The following is a 15,598-nucleotide window of genomic DNA, read 5'->3' as shown; positions in this document are numbered from 1 at the left end:
CGATGAAATCACGTGCAGCAGTCGCATTTGGCCCAGGTGAGCCATTAAAAATTGTCGAAATTGATGTGATGCCACCAAAAGCTGGGGAAGTGTTAGTTAAAATTAGCCATACGGGTGTTTGTCATACTGATGCTTTTACATTGTCAGGAGATGACCCGGAAGGTTTGTTTCCTGTGGTATTAGGGCATGAAGGTGCAGGTGTTGTTGTCGAAGTCGGTGAAGGTGTTACCAGTGTTAGTGTGGGTGATCATGTCATTCCACTTTATACGGCAGAATGTGGGAAATGTGTTTTTTGCGAATCAGGTAAAACAAACTTGTGTGTCTCTGTCAGAGAAACACAAGGTAAAGGTGTGATGCCAGATGGAACAACACGTTTTTCTTATAATGGCCAGCCAGTTTATCATTACATGGGCTGCTCAACATTCAGTGAATATACCGTTGTTGCCGAAGTCTCTTTGGCAAAAATTAACCCTCAAGCCAACCATGAAGAAGTTTGTTTATTAGGCTGTGGTGTGACAACCGGCATTGGCGCGGTACATAATACAGCTAAAGTACAAGAAGGTGACTCAGTTGCTGTTTTTGGACTCGGTGGTATTGGTCTGGCAGTTATTCAAGGGGCAAGGCAAGCAAAAGCTGGCCGTATTATTGCTATCGATACTAACCCCTCTAAGTTTGAATTAGCACGTCAATTTGGTGCAACAGAGTGTTTGAACCCTAATGATTTTGATAAGCCGATTCAACAGGTTCTGATTGAGAAAACCCAGTGGGGTGTTGACCATACCTTTGAATGTATTGGTAATGTGAATGTTATGCGTGCCGCACTTGAAAGTGCACATCGCGGATGGGGCCAATCGATTATCATTGGTGTCGCAGGAGCAGGGCAAGAAATTTCAACTCGTCCATTCCAATTAGTGACAGGGCGTTCATGGCGCGGTACGGCATTTGGTGGTGTGAAAGGCCGTAGCCAATTGCCAAAAATGGTTGAAGATGCCATGAAGGGGGATATTGAACTGTCTCCGTTTGTGACGCATACATTGCCATTAGACAGTATTAATGACGCATTTGATTTAATGCATGAAGGTAAATCAATCCGCACCGTTATTCACTACGATTAAGGAGTCTTTGATGGAGAGAATTGAACGCCATGCGTGTTTTGGGGGCTGGCAGGATGTTTATCAACATCAATCTACTGTGCTTGGCTGTGAAATGAAATTCGCAGCCTATCTACCGCCACAAGCGAAAACAGTCAACTGCCCAGTGATTTATTGGTTATCAGGGTTAACCTGTAATGAGCAAAATTTTATCACTAAGGCGGGAGCCCAACAATTTGCGGCAAAATATGGCGTGATCCTTATTGCACCGGATACCAGCCCTCGCGGTACTGAGGTCGCTGATGACGAGGCCTATGATTTAGGGCAAGGTGCAGGTTTTTATGTGAATGCGCAGGAAGCTCCGTGGAGTAATCATTACAAAATGTATGATTATATTGTGTCTGAGCTACCTGATTTAGTCGAAACACATTTACCTGTATCAGAAAAACGCTCTATTTTTGGCCATTCCATGGGTGGGCACGGGGCTTTAATGATTGGCCTACGCAATACTGGTCGATATTGTAGTTTATCTGCATTTTCTCCGATTGTTGCTCCAACCCAGGTTCCTTGGGGACAAAAAGCGTTTATGGCTTATTTGGGTGAAGATACTATGGGTTGGTCTCAATATGACACCGTTGAATTGCTCGAAAAGGCTGAGGCTATTCCACCTATTTTAGTGGATGTCGGTACTGCAGATCCTTTTTATCAAGAGCAACTAAAACCCGAGTTATTTGCGGATATTTGTGATAAAAAACAATTTGAATATTGTTTGAATCTGCGTGATGGGTATGATCACAGTTACTACTTTATTAGTAGTTTCATTGGTGAACATATTGCATTTCATGCACTATATTTAAGCGATAATAACTAAATATCATAAAGTGAGGCCACTAATTGGTTTCACTTTGCTATTTCCATTATTTTATCGTAATAATGCTCAAGTCACTATTCGACCACCCCATGAGAGAGCTTGCTGATTGCTTTAATCGCGCTGATTGCGACATCTTTATTTGGGTCATTACATAATTCAAGTAGGCGGTTAATCGTAATATGTTGTTTCAGCCGTATTTTGCAATCACCTAAAGCGGATATAGCAGCTATTTTTACATCATCATTTTTTCTTTTTGTTAAATCAAGTAATGTATTTATAACTTTGTTATCCATTTATTATCCTGCTAATAGGTATTAATAAATGAATTAAAACTCATTTATTTTTAAGAGGTTAATTTCAATGTTTAAGATGCTACTAGAAGAAGGTGTTTATTAATATCAAAAAACACAACTAATCTGGGTATGGTGTGGTTGAGCTAGCGTATGAATAGGTAGTAAACATTATTACCTATTCATATTTAGTGACTAGAGAGATAGAGAAAGTTAAATAAGTTTAATTAATAAACTTTATTTTAAGAAGAATATTGATAAAAAGATATTGTTTATATATTAAAAATGGTCGGAGAGTTTACTTAGCGCTTTTATTGCAGACACTGCGACATCTTTATTTGGGTCTTTACAGAGTTCAAGTAAGCGGTTGATTGCATTTTGTTGTTCAACGGTTACTTTATAATCTCCTAAGGCAGAAATAGCTGCAATTTTAACATCATCATTTCCACGATGCGTTAACTCAATTAATGTTTCGATAATATTGTTTTCCATGTAAACCCTTTGAAATACCTGCGCGATGCTTAGGTATTCTAAGTGAAATTACTTGAGATTTATTTTTGAAATTTACGAATTTATTAACAGATTATATAGATTTTACACTTTTTTGGGCTAATAACTATTTTATTAACTGAAGTGCATCAAGAGAGTAATTACTATTAAAAGACATTGATAACATATTAAAATAGGTATGATTTAATAATTCTTTATTAAGGTAAGAATATTAAAGTACTTTACCCTTAAAGTGCGTTGAATAAAGTACTTTTTAGATCTTAGTTAGTGACGTAAATAAACGTGAGGTGTGTTATTTTCTGGGTGTTGAGTAACACCTAGGTCAGCTTGATACCATTGAGTTAAATTTTCAGTTGTTAAAACTTCAATAGGGGAACCTTGAGCAACAAGCTTTCCATCATGAATTAATAACACTTTATCTGCATACAGAGCGGTTAAGTTAAGGTCATGCAATACACAGCAAACACCTAATGGTCGTTGACGCGTCAGTTGATGCAGTAACCGCAAGCTATGCTGTTGGTGGTATAAATCAAGTGCTGAAGTGGGTTCATCAAGAAATAAACAAGCGGGTTGAGCTGTCGGTTGCCATAATTGTGCTAATACTCGTGCTAATTGAACGCGTTGTTGCTCCCCCCCTGAAAGTTGGCGGTAATCCCGCTGCCGTAGTGATTGGCAACTGGTTTGTGTTAACGCTTCATCAATGGCAGTATTTTTATATTCAGAACCGTAAGGGGTTCTCCCCATAGCAACGACATCTTCAACAGTAAAAGCAAATTGTAAATGGCTATGTTGCTTCATGACGGCACGTTTTCGCGCTAATTCGTTATGATCCCAGTCAATCATCGCTCGGCCTTCAATAAAGCACGAGCCATGAGTTGGGGTGTTATAACCAGTTAGTAATTTTAATAGGCTGGATTTCCCTGCGCCATTTGGCCCAATGATCGCGACAAATTCCCCTTGCTCAATAGATAAACTCACATTATCTATCAGTGTCTTTTCACTGATTTTATAAGATAAATTTTGTGCTTCTAACAATAACGGTTTGGTTTGCATATTTAGATCCTCCCTGCAGGCTGTCGCAAAATGAGCCATAAGAAGTAGGGGCCACCAATCAAGCCTGTCAGCAAGCCAACAGGGATTTCAGCAGGTGCAACTGCAGTCCTCGCTACTGTATCAGCGATCAATAATAACCCCGCACCGACGATAGCTGAACCAGGAATGAGCCAACGATGGTCTGGACCGAGTGTCATACGAATAAGATGCGGAACGACGAGACCCACAAAACCAATAACCCCGCTCATCGCAACAGCACAACCGACTAACATAGCGCTGAGGAATAATAAAATAAATTTGGTTCGTTCAACATTAAGCCCAAGGTAATGTGCATCTTCATCCCCTAATTGCAGAATGTTGAGCTTATTTCCCTGCATTAGGCAGATAACACAAATAGGAAGAATAACTGAAGCGGCAATAGTCAGTGACGTCCAGTCAACATTACCGAGTGTACCCATCATCCATAAACTAAATGTTCTTAGCTGTTGATCATTGCTGATATAACTAAGAACACCGATGAATGACATGCACAGTGCATTGATTGCGATACCCGCGAGAAGTAATTTTGCGAGGTTGCCATTTGATGAACGATTTAAGCTAAAAATAATAAAAGAAACGGTTAGGCTACCAATAAAAGCAGCGGCAACATGGCCATAACCTTGCATCACAGTCGGTAATGAAACAGAGAAAACGATAAATGCAGCAACGGATAAAGCTGCACCACTACTGATACCGAGTAAGCTAGGGTCGGCAAGTGGATTACGAAATAACCCTTGCATAATGGCACCAGACACTGCCAAGGCAAGGCCAACTAAGATGGCAATTAACACTCGAGGAAGGCGAATATTCAGCCATATCTGCCAATCCGAGTCTGTGGCAGAAGCCTGCCACAGTGCTTTTAATGAAAAGTTCATTGCGCCTGCATTCGACGCGATGAGAACTAAACCACCAAGTGCTAACAATAAAACGATAATCACCAAAAATGGGTTTTTAAAGCGACTCATTGGGATTTTTCTAATGCCTCACGTAGTTGTTGCATGACTTTAGGCGTACCTAAACTGAAGGTGAGCATACCGACATCATCAACAACCAAAAGCGCTTTATTTTTCCCTGCGGGGGTCATTGACATTCCTTGTAAGTTCCACACTTTTTCTATCCCGCCTAATGATTTAACCCCTTCCTGAGTAAAAATGATTAAATCAGGCTGGCTTGATAGCAAACCCTCTTGGGATAAAGGACGGTAGCTGTTGAAGCTGCTCATGGCATTTTTTGCACCGATTGCGTTAATCACGCTATCTGCTGCAGTGTGCTTTCCTGCGGCTAATGGTAGAACGCCGCCATGGCTCATAATGAACAGGACTTTTTTATCGATAGGTGCCGTATTTATTTGGCTAAGTTGTTGGTTAAATTGATTAACCAATTGTTTTCCTTGCTCTGTTTTACCAACTACATTAGCGATAGTGGTAATTTTTTCTGGAATGGCTTCTAAACTGGGTTTCCCTGTCACCTTAATAATTTTTACGCCACTTTTTTCGATTTGCGAGAGAGCCATTGAGGGTTTAGCTAACTCACTCGCAAGTACTAAAGTCGGACGCATTGACAACACGCCTTCCGCATTAAGCATACGCATATAGCCCACGTCAGGGAGCTTGGTCGCTTGCTCAGGATGAAGACTGGTGCTGTCACGGGCAACGAGCTGTTCTTGTGCTCCGAGTGCATACACAATTTCAGTCACATCACCACCTAAGGTAACGATACGTTCTGCTGCATAAGAACTAACAGAGATAAACAGCGTTGATAAGATTAGAAGCCATTGTTTCATAATAAGTTACCTAGGTTTAAATGCGTGGTAATGCGGTGACTTGTTGGCGCCATTGCTCTTGCTCTGGAGTCCCTTCCGTACGCTGCCCATACATTTGTGCAATTTGATTTCCTTGGTTATCGAAGACTTCAAGGCTTGTCACATGGCCATCTTGCGTTGGCTTACGTGTAACCCAGCATTCGGCGATACCATTTTCAATCATGTGCAAGGTGAAATCAGGATTGAAAATATTTAGCCACTTTAAGTCTGAACCTTCACTTTGATATGGCATGATTTTTTTGATTTCACCAGTGAAAATTTGCACACATCCGCGGTTGCCCACAAAAATCATAATTTCGTTTTGATCTTTGAACGCAGTGTTAATCAGCTGATTGAAGGAATCATTAGGCACTTTCCAAGCCAAATCATCACTGACCGCGGCGAAAACTTGCTGGCGGCTGAGGTTATTTTTCTTCAGGAGAACAAAAAATTGGTGAACATCTGTCATGTTGCGCCATTGTTGTTCTAGCTGTTGTTTTAGCTCTTCACTAACGGGTTGGTTGGTAAATGGAGTGGCTGCTTCATGGATGAGTTCCGGGTTATTCTGGGTAGCATATTTTTCAATCAGTGCTTGCCATGCCGCCATATCCGTTTCATCGGTGGTGTAAACTTTATGTAGTGCATCACCTTGTTTATCAAAGAATTGAATACTATGGCGTTCACCGTGTTTGCTGTCTTCGGTTAACGCAAAAATGGCATCCCAATGACTAAAGAACATCCGTAAATCAAGGGCGCGTGGGTTTAAAATTAAGCCGCCATGTGGGCTAAATGTCGCATTGTCATAACGGCCAACTTGCTCATGAACAACATATTCGTTGCGTGTAATCGCTTTCACTTTTCCAACAGTAGCTAATTCTGTCAATAAAGTGGGGGCGTCGACGTTTAAACGAACAGCTTTGTCGTGACCAACACGACTATGCAGCAGTTGAGCTTCAGATACATTTAAATAGGCGGCGAGATCGCGAGCGTATTTGGCTTTGTTCTCTGTTTTTGCTTGTTGGTAACGCTCGTAAAGTGCTGAATTCACGTTTATCTCCTTAATATTGTGTGAATTACCATTGGAAGCTGACAAGCAGCTTGGCATTACGTCCATCTTGAGGAATGCCTTGTGATGAGTAATATTCTTTGTCAAAGGCATTACCTAATACGACACTGGTTCCTAACCCTTTGAGCTGCCCGTCACCTTGGTAGCTGACGTAGAAGTCATGTACGGCATAGCCGGCTTGTTGTTCAGCTTTAGAGGCTTTATTGAAGTCAGTATGGCGCGTAAACTCGCCTAACCAGCCCACTGAAAAACCGCTATTGGCAACAGGAATAGAGAGGTTACTGGTGAATGACTCTGGTTTGATGGAAGTGATTGATTCACCGTTATATTCGTTTTTGCCCGTGGTACGGTTATAGGCTAAGTTCCATCTGAAATAGTCTGTTTTATAATCCAAAGATGCATCTACGCCCCAAATTTTGGCGCGTTTTGTGTTGATTGATGTGGTGTAATTGTTTTCTGGATTTCTAAAATCAGGCTCAGGGGTGACATAGGTATTGATATAGTCTTTGGCTTTGGTATCAAAGTAGCTGGCTTTGAATTGCAGGTTGTCTCTTTCCATTAATAAGTCATTGAAACGCAGGCCAAATCCATATTCCGCAGTACGGGTGCTTTCAGGTTTTAAATTTGGATTTGGACGCCATTTATTAAAGATTGGCCCTATTGGGAAATGGACTTCATCGTTGTACATCTCCATCATGGTTGGCGCGCGGAAGGCTTCAGAGTACGATGCAAACAACATTGACCACTCTGTTGGTGTGATGCTGACCGCCCCTTTAGATGACCATTTGCCTTCTTTGGTTTCATCATTACCTTTGGCTTTCGATTTGTAATGGTCATAGCGCGTGCCGACAATAAATGAAACAGGCAAATCTTTTAGGCTAATTTCATCTTGTAAAAATCCAGATGCAAAGGTGATTTCTGCATCAGGGAACTGGGTTGTGTTGGCATAAGGTGTCTGTTTTTGCTGATAAGCTTCACTGCCATACGTTAAGTTATGGGCAGCGAGAGGGAAATCATAGAAATTGGTTTTGTTATCAACCTTCATCCCATAAGTTTTCTGTGTCCTGCCCTCGTAAGGGGTGCCTTGACCTTTAGCCGTAATATTGACCTCAGAATAATAGGGCGTCACTGTCAGGTTAAGCCAATCTTGCGAAGATGGCTTTAAGTTGTAAGTGGCTTGCGCATCGCGTTGACGCGTTGTGCGGTTCACTTTTAAGTTTTTACTGGTACTGGTGATTTGTTGTGGGTTTTTCGGCTCATTGGCATCGTTATTATAATAACGCACTTGGCCAGAAAGCTTTTGTGCATCATCGATTTGCCATGTACCTTTCGCCAGCAGGTTACCGATGGTTTCTTTGTTTTTCATGTCATCGCCATTACTCATGCGGACATTACCAGTTTCTTTTGTCACAAAGCTGAATAACCCATCAAGGTCATCACTACGGCCAAATGCGGTACCACCGAAACCGAAGCTATGATCGCTTGTAGCGGCTTCGGTAAAGACACGGAAACCATGGTCTTGGCCTTCACGCAACAAGTCTTTGGCATCAACCGTTTCCCAAGCAATCACACCACCCATAGCACCGCTGCCATAAAGCAAGGCTGAAGGGCCACGGATGATTTCAACTTGCTTAATCAGAGCCGGGTCGATAAACGTGCCATTAACATGGCCTGTATCTGTGCCTTGGCGAATACCATCAACTAAAGTCAAAATGCCGCGTCGATCAAACCCGCGCATATAAATATCTTGCCCATTCGCTCGGCTGGTACCGGTGACGCCAATTCCAGGGACTTTGCGTAAAATATCATTGACCGTGCTGGCCGTTTTTGTTTCAGGTGAATCGTTTTTAATCACGGTAACCATCATCGGAGTTTCGAAGCTGTCACGTTCGCTACCTGTGGCATAGACGGTCATCACATCATGATGATTTTTTTTTGGTGTTGGTTCTGTTGTTTGTGCTTGAGCACTTGCTATCACGCCTAAAATGGCACTGGTCAGGACTGACATTCGCAAAACAGGGGACATAATTGTGATACTCCATATAGTTTTTATCTGTATTAAGCAGAGTGAATTCGCATTAATTGATGACGATGCGTTGGTCTGGAGGACCTGAATTCGGTATGACACAGGAAAAATTGCATGTAAGCAGTGTCTGAACATAGCAAGAGGAGTGAACACATAATGAAAGTATAAAGCTGAGGTAATAGCAGACTACTGGTTTGTGTTCAGCAGGGCTATTTGGGATTTTGCACATGAAAGCGACCGCTGTGCGATAGTAAAGTATCGAGTGACTATCCTTGCTAATTCGATATTTAGCGGTACAAATGTGGAATACAGACGTCAGTTTAAACTCCATAAGAAACCTTTTCCTATGTTTAGATTAAGCTGGCTGCCTGGATAATTGACCTAGGTGGCTTGCGAATTAAGTTTTGGTGCGACTTACTTTGGGTTCGGTTTTACTTAGTTAAGATCAACTTACCTGTACGCGTTTGTCTCAATTGATAAAGTTCGCCATTATGTTGAATTGAGACCTTACCGGCAGGGCCCAATAACTGTTGGCTTTCTATCACGTCAGTTTTAACGGTTTGCTTTGCCGTTTCGACGGTATTTTCTGCAACTGGGGCTGTCATATTATTTACCATACTCAGTTTGTTGATAATCGAAATGATATTGAGAATGATTATCTTTAGAATGATTACTAATATCAAGCAATTTTCACAATCAAACAACAAAAGAACCACAAACAACTGAGTTCGTACGAAAAAACAGCATTAATCTAGTGGAACCCCACTGACAAGGCTATAATTGAATTTCTCCATTCATTGCATGGGTGAATAAAATGAAAATATTACTGTTAGGCGCGACAGGGCTTGTGGGAAGTCATGTTTTATCATTGGCTCTGGCAGACTCTCGTGTGACTCAGGTGATAGCGCCAACACGACATGCATTAGTAAAACATGAGAAATTACAAGCACCTATTGTAGATTTTAATCATTTCCCTGATGGGGCTGGATTATGGGAAGTTGATGCGGTGATTTGTGCGCTGGGTTCAACTCTCAAAGCTGCAGGGTCGAAAGCGGCATTTCGTCAAGTAGACTACACTTATCCTTTAGCCTGTGCAAAGCTGGCCAAAAAATGGCACTGCCCGACATTTGTGTTGACTTCTGCTTTGGGGTCAAATGCGAAGTCACCTTTTTTTTATAGCCGAGTAAAGGGGCAGCTCGAACAAGACTTAATGTCACTGGGTTTTGACTCTTTAACTTTGGTTCGGCCGAATGTGATTAGTGGTGACCGCCAAACAGCGCGTTTGGGTGAAGTCATTGTGATCCGTATTATTTCTTTTCTATCATCTATACTGCCAGCTAGTTGCCAAGTTAGCCCCGCAACAAATATTGCGAAAGCATTATTTGAGGCCGCTGTGGCTCCCTCTAAAGGGGTTCATGTTATTTCATCTAAACAGCTGATATAACACTGAGTCGTTCATTTTTGTTTGGGGTGTTATAGGAAATAGATAAAAATATTTATTTTTTGATGGAGGTAACATTTTGTAATAAAACTGTAACGCAATTGTAATAATTAAGTGTTTTTGCTTATTGTTGCAGCTAAATTATTGTCATATTTTTGCCTGCTTGTACTTTTAGCCGGGGTTGAATATGTCAATATTTAAAGAACAACCAGATATACCAGTAACCATGTCGAAATCTGAAATCGACGCTAAATATAAATACTGGCGATTACACTTAATGATTGTCAGTTATATTGGTTATGCCGTTTTTTATTTCACACGCAAAAGCTTCAATTTTGTAATGCCTGAAATGCTAGTTGATTTAGGGATTACAAAAGCCGATATAGGGATGGTTGGAACTGCATTTTACCTGACTTATGGGGCATCTAAATTCCTTTCTGGCATCATCGGTGACCGTTCAAATCCACGATATTTTATGGGGATCGGTTTGATAGCGACAGGGGTGGTAAACATCCTGTTCGGCTTAACGTCCTCAATCAGTATGTTTATTGTCTTGTGGATGGTGAATGCGTTTTTCCAAGGTTGGGGTTGGCCGCCTTGTGCCAAAATACTTAACACATGGTATTCACGTAATGAACGTGGGCTCTGGTGGGCTATTTGGAATACATCACATAATATTGGAGGTGCAATAATTCCAATTTTATCCGGTGGTGTTGCGTTAGCGCTTGGCTGGCGTTACGGGATGATCATACCAGGAATTATTGCCATTGTGATTGGTATTGGATTATGTATTTTATTACGTGATAGACCACGGACAATGGGGCTGCCTACGGTTGGTGAATGGCGAAATGACCTTGAAGAATTAAAATATGAAGCCAAAGGGGCGGGTTTGCCTTTAGGCAAAATATTGAACGAATATATCTTTAAAAATAAAGTGTTATGGGTTCTCGCTCTTTCTTATGCGGTGATTTATATCGTCAGAACAGGGATAAATGACTGGGCAAACTTGTATTTAATTGAAGAGCACGGTTTTAATTTGTTGTCGGCAAATGCGGTCGTCATGATGTTTGAAATTGGCGGTTTTTTTGGTGCTATTGTTGCAGGATGGGGTTCCGATTTAATCTTTAAAGGCAATCGTGCGCAAATGAATGTCATTTATGCGCTCGGGATTATTATCACTTCATTCTGTTTATGGATAGTTCCAGTTGATAACGAATATGTGTTTTCTTTCTTGTTCTTTATGACAGGATTCTTCATTTTTGGCCCTCAATTTTTGATTGCCATGGCAGCTGCTGAAAATTCACATAAAAATGCCGCTGGGGCTTCAACAGGGTTTGTCAGCTTATTTGCCTATATTGGGGCATCAATCGCAGGGTATCCATTATCAATCGTGATTGAAAAATACCAATGGAATGGTTTTTATTCCTTACTGTTAGCTTTATCTATTTTCTTAATTTTACTGTTAATTATTGCAATGGTAATGACGAAGAAAAAAGTCAGCGTAGAAGGTTGATTCTTCTATAGCGTTATACTAAACCAAGCCTACGATAGTCGGCTTGGTTGCTTGCAAACCTACCTCTGAATTTGTGCTAATAAACCCGATTACTTACATCGCCGCCCATCTAAGGGGCGGCTTTTTACTTAACTTGCAGCCAAATATTATTTTCATACTCAAAATGGATAGCTTTATATTTTTGTGTAAACGTTTACACTAATCGAGATGGATCACAGAATCCTATTGAAACTCGTTGCTATAATTCGTGGTAACGACAGGTTTGAAGGTGAAGTTATGTTTAAGCAGTATTGAGGGAGAAGATAAATGCAACAGGATCAACGATTGATGATAGGGCTGTGGGTGGCTGCGGATAGCAATCAAATATCCCCAATGGTGATGAAGTTGAGGAGACAGATAAGATGAATACAATGCCATTTAACCCTTCTGATTGCCCCCATCGTCGCTATAACCCATTAACGGGCCAATGGGTGTTAGTGTCTCCCCATCGAGCAAAACGTCCATGGAGTGGTAAAGATGAAAAGCCATCAATAGAAGATTTACCTCAGTATGATGCACATTGCTTTCTTTGCCCGGGTAATACAAGGGTTTCAGGGGAGGTCAATCCTAACTACCAAGGGACTTATGTATTCCAAAATGACCATGGTGCGTTATTAGCACAACCCTGTGCCCAGCCTGATAATCAATCTGAGTTGTTTCAATCACAATCGGTTAGTGGTGTTAGCCGAGTAATCTGTTTCTCTCCGGACCACAGTAAAACACTGCCAGAGCTGTCTGTGCCTGAACTTGAAGGTGTCATCGAAACATGGCAGCAACAAATCGTCGAATTAAGTGAACGCTATGCTTGGGTTCAAGTTTTTGAAAATAAAGGGGAAATAATGGGGTGTTCTCAACCTCATCCTCATGGGCAAATTTGGGCGAGTGATTTTTTACCCAATGAAATTGCCCGTAAGGACCACTTCCTCTCGCAATATTATCAACGTCATGGCCGTAATTTATTAATTGATTATATTCAAGCAGAACAACAAGATGGCTCACGGATTGTTGTCGAAACTCAAGAATGGATTGCACTTGTTCCTTATTGGGCGGCTTGGCCATTTGAGACATTGTTACTACCCAAACGACATATTCGCCGCATGGATGAAATGAATGAAGCCATTCGTGCAGACCTTGCTATAGCGCTAAAAAAACTCACAAGTCGCTACGATAACCTATTTCATTGTTCTTTCCCTTATTCAATGGGATGGCACTTTGCGCCTTTTATGAATGAAAGCCAAAGTATCGAACATTGGCAATTACATGCTTTATTTTATCCGCCATTACTGCGTTCAGCGACAGTGAAAAAGTTCATGGTGGGGTATGAAATGTTAGCGGAAACCCAGAGAGACCTCACGCCAGAGCAAGCGGCACAACGTTTACGTGATGTGAGTGACTGCCACTATAAACAAAGTTAAATCGCTAGATAATTTACCAAATTATAATTAACTTGGTTGTTTGCCAGGTTAACCAAATGACGTATTAAGGATAATTAAAAATGGAAACGTTAAAGCAAACTGTTGCCACATCGTTTGAAAAAACCTTTGGTTATCAACCTGAAATATATGTTCAAGCGCCAGGACGAGTAAATATCATCGGCGAGCATACAGACTATAATGATGGTTTTGTTTTGCCTTGTGCGATTGATTACCAAACAATGACTGCAGCGGCAAAACGTGATGATCGCATTATCCGAGTTGTTGCGGCTGACTACCATAATGAGTGCGATGAATTCAGTTTGGATAGTGATATTACATTTTTGCCTGAAAAAATGTGGGCGAACTATATACGTGGTGTAGTGAAGTTTCTCTTACAAAGAGGGTTTTCGTTTAATGGTTGCGATATTGCAGTCAGTGGAAACGTTCCGCAGGGTGCGGGATTAAGCTCTTCAGCCTCACTAGAAGTTGTAATTGGACAAACACTTAAGGCCTTGTATCAATTAGATATTAGTCAACAAGATATCGCGCTGAATGGCCAACAAGCTGAAAACCAATTTGTTGGTTGTAACTGCGGCATTATGGACCAACTGATTTCAGCTTGTGGGGATGCTGGCCATGCTTTACTTATTGATTGCCGCAGTTTGGCGTTATTTCCTATTTCCATACCTGATGATTTGGTTGTGATGATAATCAATTCAAACAAGCAACGAGGCTTAGTTGGGAGTGAATACAATACACGCCGCCAACAATGTGAAGAAGCTGCCAATTTGTTTGGAGTGAAAGCGTTGCGCGATGTCACATTTGATGATTTTTTGCAGCAGCAACACCAATTATCTCCTGTCGTTGCTAAGCGAGCCAAACATGTGATCAGTGAGAACGAGCGTACTTTGGCGGCAGCAAAAGCATTAACGCAAAATGATTTATTGCAACTAAGCGAATTAATGGCGCAGTCACATATTTCCATGCGTGATGATTTTGAAATCACAGTTAAAGAAATTGATACTTTAGTGGATATCGTTAAGTCCGTTTTAGGTGTTCAAGGTGGGGTACGTATGACCGGAGGGGGCTTTGGCGGCTGTGTGGTTGCGGTGATGCAGCAGCAATGTGTTCAACCAGTGATTGACGCGGTAGAAGCGCAATACCAGAAAGCGACAGGTTTACAAGCCGATATTTATGTATGCCAACCTAGCTCAGGTGCGAGTGTGGTGCGTTAAAAGCAAATCAACACATTGAGAAGTTGAAATAACATGATGTTTACTCAAGAAAAAAATCAGACATTAGGTTCACCCAAAGTCGTCGTGTTAACCAACAAAAATGATATGGAAATTACCCTGACAAGTTTAGGGGCAAGTTGGCTAAGTTGTATTTTACCACTAGCGAGTGAGAAGCGAGACGTTATCCTAGGTTCACCAAACATGGATAAACAGAAGGAACAAGACGTGTATTTGGGGGCGACAGTGGGACGCGTGGCTAACCGTATCGCGAATGCACGCTTTTCTATTCATGGTGAAAATTATTTAGTATCAGCCAATCAAGGGGCGAATTGCTTACATGGTGGGAAAGATAATTTTAGCTATCGAGTTTGGGCAATTTCACAGACTAGTGCTCAACAGGTTATTTTTTCACTTATTTCGCCAGATGGTGACCAAGGTTTTCCTGGGGAACTGAACGTTGAGGTGAGTTATGAATTAACGGATGAAAACCAAGTGATTATCCGCTATAAACACCAAACTACAAAGAGCTGCCCTGTGAACCTAAGCAATCATGCTTATTTTAATTTGGCGGGTGAAGGTAGTGAAAAAACAGCTCTAGATCACGCTCTTACGATTTACAGTGATTGTTATTTACCGACAGATAAAACAGGGATCCCCAGTGGAGAGTGGCGTAATGTGACTGGCGGCAATTTTGATTTTCGCCAAAGCAAACTCATTGGCCGTGATTTTATCCAAGATAACGACCAAGTTTCTGCTGGGGGATATGATCACACATTTATTCTCGAAACATCTCGTATTGATGGGCGGCAAACGGTGGCATCGCTGTGTGCTCCTGAAGGGGACGTAAAAATGAATATTTCTACAACAATGCCCTCTATGCAGCTTTATACAGGGAATTATTTGATTTCAGTTGCGGGTAAAACAAAATCGTATACGCCTTTTTCTGGTGTTGCATTTGAAACGCAATTTCCACCCGATGCAGTTAATCACCCTGAATGGGGGGAGCGATACAGCCCGATTTCACAGCCTAATCAAATATATTGTAGTGAAACGTGTTATCAATTTATTTTTTAAGCCTACTGTTGATTAACACCGCTGAAATGCGGTGTTTTGTTTTTCTATACTATGCATTGATGAGTTTTAGCTAAATAATTTTAATATGCGCTACGCCATTGTTTTTAATTCTAGCTCATTGTTTAATAAGCCAT

15 protein-coding genes are annotated in these 15,598 nt (G+C 41.2%); 7 read left to right on the top strand and 8 right to left on the bottom strand.

What is annotated here, in order from left to right; all coding sequences use genetic code 11:
* The first annotated feature begins 2 nt into the window (after nt 1–2).
* Nucleotides 3–1,115, top strand: a complete 1,113-nt coding sequence (locus PSF28_RS20200; protein WP_004912967.1) for an S-(hydroxymethyl)glutathione dehydrogenase/class III alcohol dehydrogenase — start codon at nt 3–5, stop codon at nt 1,113–1,115.
* 10 nt (nt 1,116–1,125) lie between these two features.
* Nucleotides 1,126–1,962, top strand: a complete 837-nt coding sequence (fghA, locus tag PSF28_RS20195; RefSeq protein ID WP_272685563.1) for an S-formylglutathione hydrolase — start codon at nt 1,126–1,128, stop codon at nt 1,960–1,962.
* A 74-nt stretch (nt 1,963–2,036) separates the two neighbouring features.
* Here fghA and PSF28_RS20190 read toward each other — a convergent pair whose 3' ends face one another.
* The 8 genes from PSF28_RS20190 to hemP all read right to left on the bottom strand — a co-directional run bounded on the left by PSF28_RS20190 (nt 2,037) and on the right by hemP (nt 9,352).
* Nucleotides 2,037–2,255, bottom strand: a complete 219-nt coding sequence (locus PSF28_RS20190; RefSeq protein ID WP_210836041.1) for a HEAT repeat domain-containing protein — start codon at nt 2,253–2,255, stop codon at nt 2,037–2,039.
* 276 nt (nt 2,256–2,531) lie between these two features.
* Complete coding sequence (locus tag PSF28_RS20185; RefSeq protein WP_004912957.1) at nt 2,532–2,744, bottom strand: HEAT repeat domain-containing protein; 213 nt, start codon at nt 2,742–2,744, stop codon at nt 2,532–2,534.
* Between the two features lie 282 nt (nt 2,745–3,026).
* Nucleotides 3,027–3,815: a heme ABC transporter ATP-binding protein gene (locus tag PSF28_RS20180; protein ID WP_247605259.1), complete on the bottom strand. Its 789-nt coding sequence runs from the start codon at nt 3,813–3,815 to the stop codon at nt 3,027–3,029.
* Between the two features lie 2 nt (nt 3,816–3,817).
* Nucleotides 3,818–4,819 (bottom strand): FecCD family ABC transporter permease, encoded by a 1,002-nt coding sequence (locus tag PSF28_RS20175; protein ID WP_210836037.1) that lies wholly within the window; start codon nt 4,817–4,819, stop codon nt 3,818–3,820.
* Entirely contained in the window at nt 4,816–5,637 is an 822-nt protein-coding gene (locus PSF28_RS20170; protein ID WP_272685562.1) for a heme/hemin ABC transporter substrate-binding protein, read from the bottom strand. Before PSF28_RS20170 ends, PSF28_RS20175 begins: the two co-directional genes overlap by 4 nt.
* Before the next feature lie 16 nt (nt 5,638–5,653).
* A complete protein-coding gene (locus PSF28_RS20165; protein ID WP_272685561.1) occupies nt 5,654–6,703 on the bottom strand; it encodes a hemin-degrading factor in 1,050 nt (349 codons plus the stop codon).
* A 25-nt stretch (nt 6,704–6,728) separates the two neighbouring features.
* Complete coding sequence (locus tag PSF28_RS20160) at nt 6,729–8,747, bottom strand: TonB-dependent hemoglobin/transferrin/lactoferrin family receptor (protein ID WP_210836033.1); 2,019 nt, start codon at nt 8,745–8,747, stop codon at nt 6,729–6,731.
* A gap of 431 nt (nt 8,748–9,178) precedes the next feature.
* Nucleotides 9,179–9,352, bottom strand: coding sequence for a hemin uptake protein HemP (gene hemP / locus PSF28_RS20155; protein ID WP_004912942.1), 174 nt, complete (start codon nt 9,350–9,352; stop codon nt 9,179–9,181).
* A 209-nt stretch (nt 9,353–9,561) separates the two neighbouring features.
* Here hemP and PSF28_RS20150 point away from each other — a divergent pair, with 209 nt between their 5' ends.
* From PSF28_RS20150 to galM, 5 genes are all read left to right on the top strand, one after another.
* Complete coding sequence (locus tag PSF28_RS20150; RefSeq protein WP_210836031.1) at nt 9,562–10,191, top strand: NAD(P)H-binding protein; 630 nt, start codon at nt 9,562–9,564, stop codon at nt 10,189–10,191.
* A 184-nt stretch (nt 10,192–10,375) separates the two neighbouring features.
* A complete protein-coding gene (gene uhpC / locus PSF28_RS20145; RefSeq protein WP_210836029.1) occupies nt 10,376–11,701 on the top strand; it encodes an MFS transporter family glucose-6-phosphate receptor UhpC in 1,326 nt (441 codons plus the stop codon).
* 401 nt (nt 11,702–12,102) lie between these two features.
* Nucleotides 12,103–13,155 carry a UDP-glucose--hexose-1-phosphate uridylyltransferase gene (locus PSF28_RS20140; RefSeq protein WP_210836027.1) on the top strand — a complete coding sequence of 351 codons (1,053 nt, stop codon included), beginning with the start codon at nt 12,103–12,105 and terminating at the stop codon, nt 13,153–13,155.
* A gap of 80 nt (nt 13,156–13,235) precedes the next feature.
* The gene (gene galK, locus PSF28_RS20135; protein WP_210836025.1) at nt 13,236–14,390 is read left to right on the top strand and encodes a galactokinase; all 1,155 of its coding nucleotides are present in this window, start codon (nt 13,236–13,238) and stop codon (nt 14,388–14,390) included.
* 33 nt (nt 14,391–14,423) lie between these two features.
* On the top strand, nt 14,424–15,464 hold the full coding sequence (galM, locus tag PSF28_RS20130) for a galactose-1-epimerase (RefSeq protein WP_272685560.1): 1,041 nt from the start codon (nt 14,424–14,426) through the stop codon (nt 15,462–15,464).
* Nucleotides 15,465–15,598 lie beyond the last annotated feature (134 nt).

Source organism: Providencia sp. PROV130, assembly GCF_028482225.1.
Classification (GTDB): Bacteria; Pseudomonadota; Gammaproteobacteria; order Enterobacterales; family Enterobacteriaceae; genus Providencia; species Providencia rettgeri.
The sequence above is the reverse complement of the archived record's forward strand: the minus strand, read 5'-3'. Positions and strand labels throughout refer to the sequence as shown.

What these genes read in the sequence shown, in the direction of transcription:
- PSF28_RS20190 (WP_210836041.1), bottom strand. Translation starts at nt 2,255, where the DNA reads ATGGATAACAAAGTTATAAATACATTACTTGATTTAACAAAAAGAAAA.
- uhpC (WP_210836029.1), top strand. Translation starts at nt 10,376, where the DNA reads ATGTCAATATTTAAAGAACAACCAGATATACCAGTAACCATGTCGAAA.
- PSF28_RS20185 (WP_004912957.1), bottom strand. Translation starts at nt 2,744, where the DNA reads ATGGAAAACAATATTATCGAAACATTAATTGAGTTAACGCATCGTGGA.
- PSF28_RS20170 (WP_272685562.1), bottom strand. Translation starts at nt 5,637, where the DNA reads ATGAAACAATGGCTTCTAATCTTATCAACGCTGTTTATCTCTGTTAGT.
- galK (WP_210836025.1), top strand. Translation starts at nt 13,236, where the DNA reads ATGGAAACGTTAAAGCAAACTGTTGCCACATCGTTTGAAAAAACCTTT.
- fghA (WP_272685563.1), top strand. Translation starts at nt 1,126, where the DNA reads ATGGAGAGAATTGAACGCCATGCGTGTTTTGGGGGCTGGCAGGATGTT.
- PSF28_RS20150 (WP_210836031.1), top strand. Translation starts at nt 9,562, where the DNA reads ATGAAAATATTACTGTTAGGCGCGACAGGGCTTGTGGGAAGTCATGTT.
- PSF28_RS20160 (WP_210836033.1), bottom strand. Translation starts at nt 8,747, where the DNA reads ATGTCCCCTGTTTTGCGAATGTCAGTCCTGACCAGTGCCATTTTAGGC.
- PSF28_RS20200 (WP_004912967.1), top strand. Translation starts at nt 3, where the DNA reads ATGAAATCACGTGCAGCAGTCGCATTTGGCCCAGGTGAGCCATTAAAA.
- PSF28_RS20175 (WP_210836037.1), bottom strand. Translation starts at nt 4,819, where the DNA reads ATGAGTCGCTTTAAAAACCCATTTTTGGTGATTATCGTTTTATTGTTA.
- galM (WP_272685560.1), top strand. Translation starts at nt 14,424, where the DNA reads ATGATGTTTACTCAAGAAAAAAATCAGACATTAGGTTCACCCAAAGTC.
- hemP (WP_004912942.1), bottom strand. Translation starts at nt 9,352, where the DNA reads ATGACAGCCCCAGTTGCAGAAAATACCGTCGAAACGGCAAAGCAAACC.
- PSF28_RS20180 (WP_247605259.1), bottom strand. Translation starts at nt 3,815, where the DNA reads ATGCAAACCAAACCGTTATTGTTAGAAGCACAAAATTTATCTTATAAA.
- PSF28_RS20140 (WP_210836027.1), top strand. Translation starts at nt 12,103, where the DNA reads ATGAATACAATGCCATTTAACCCTTCTGATTGCCCCCATCGTCGCTAT.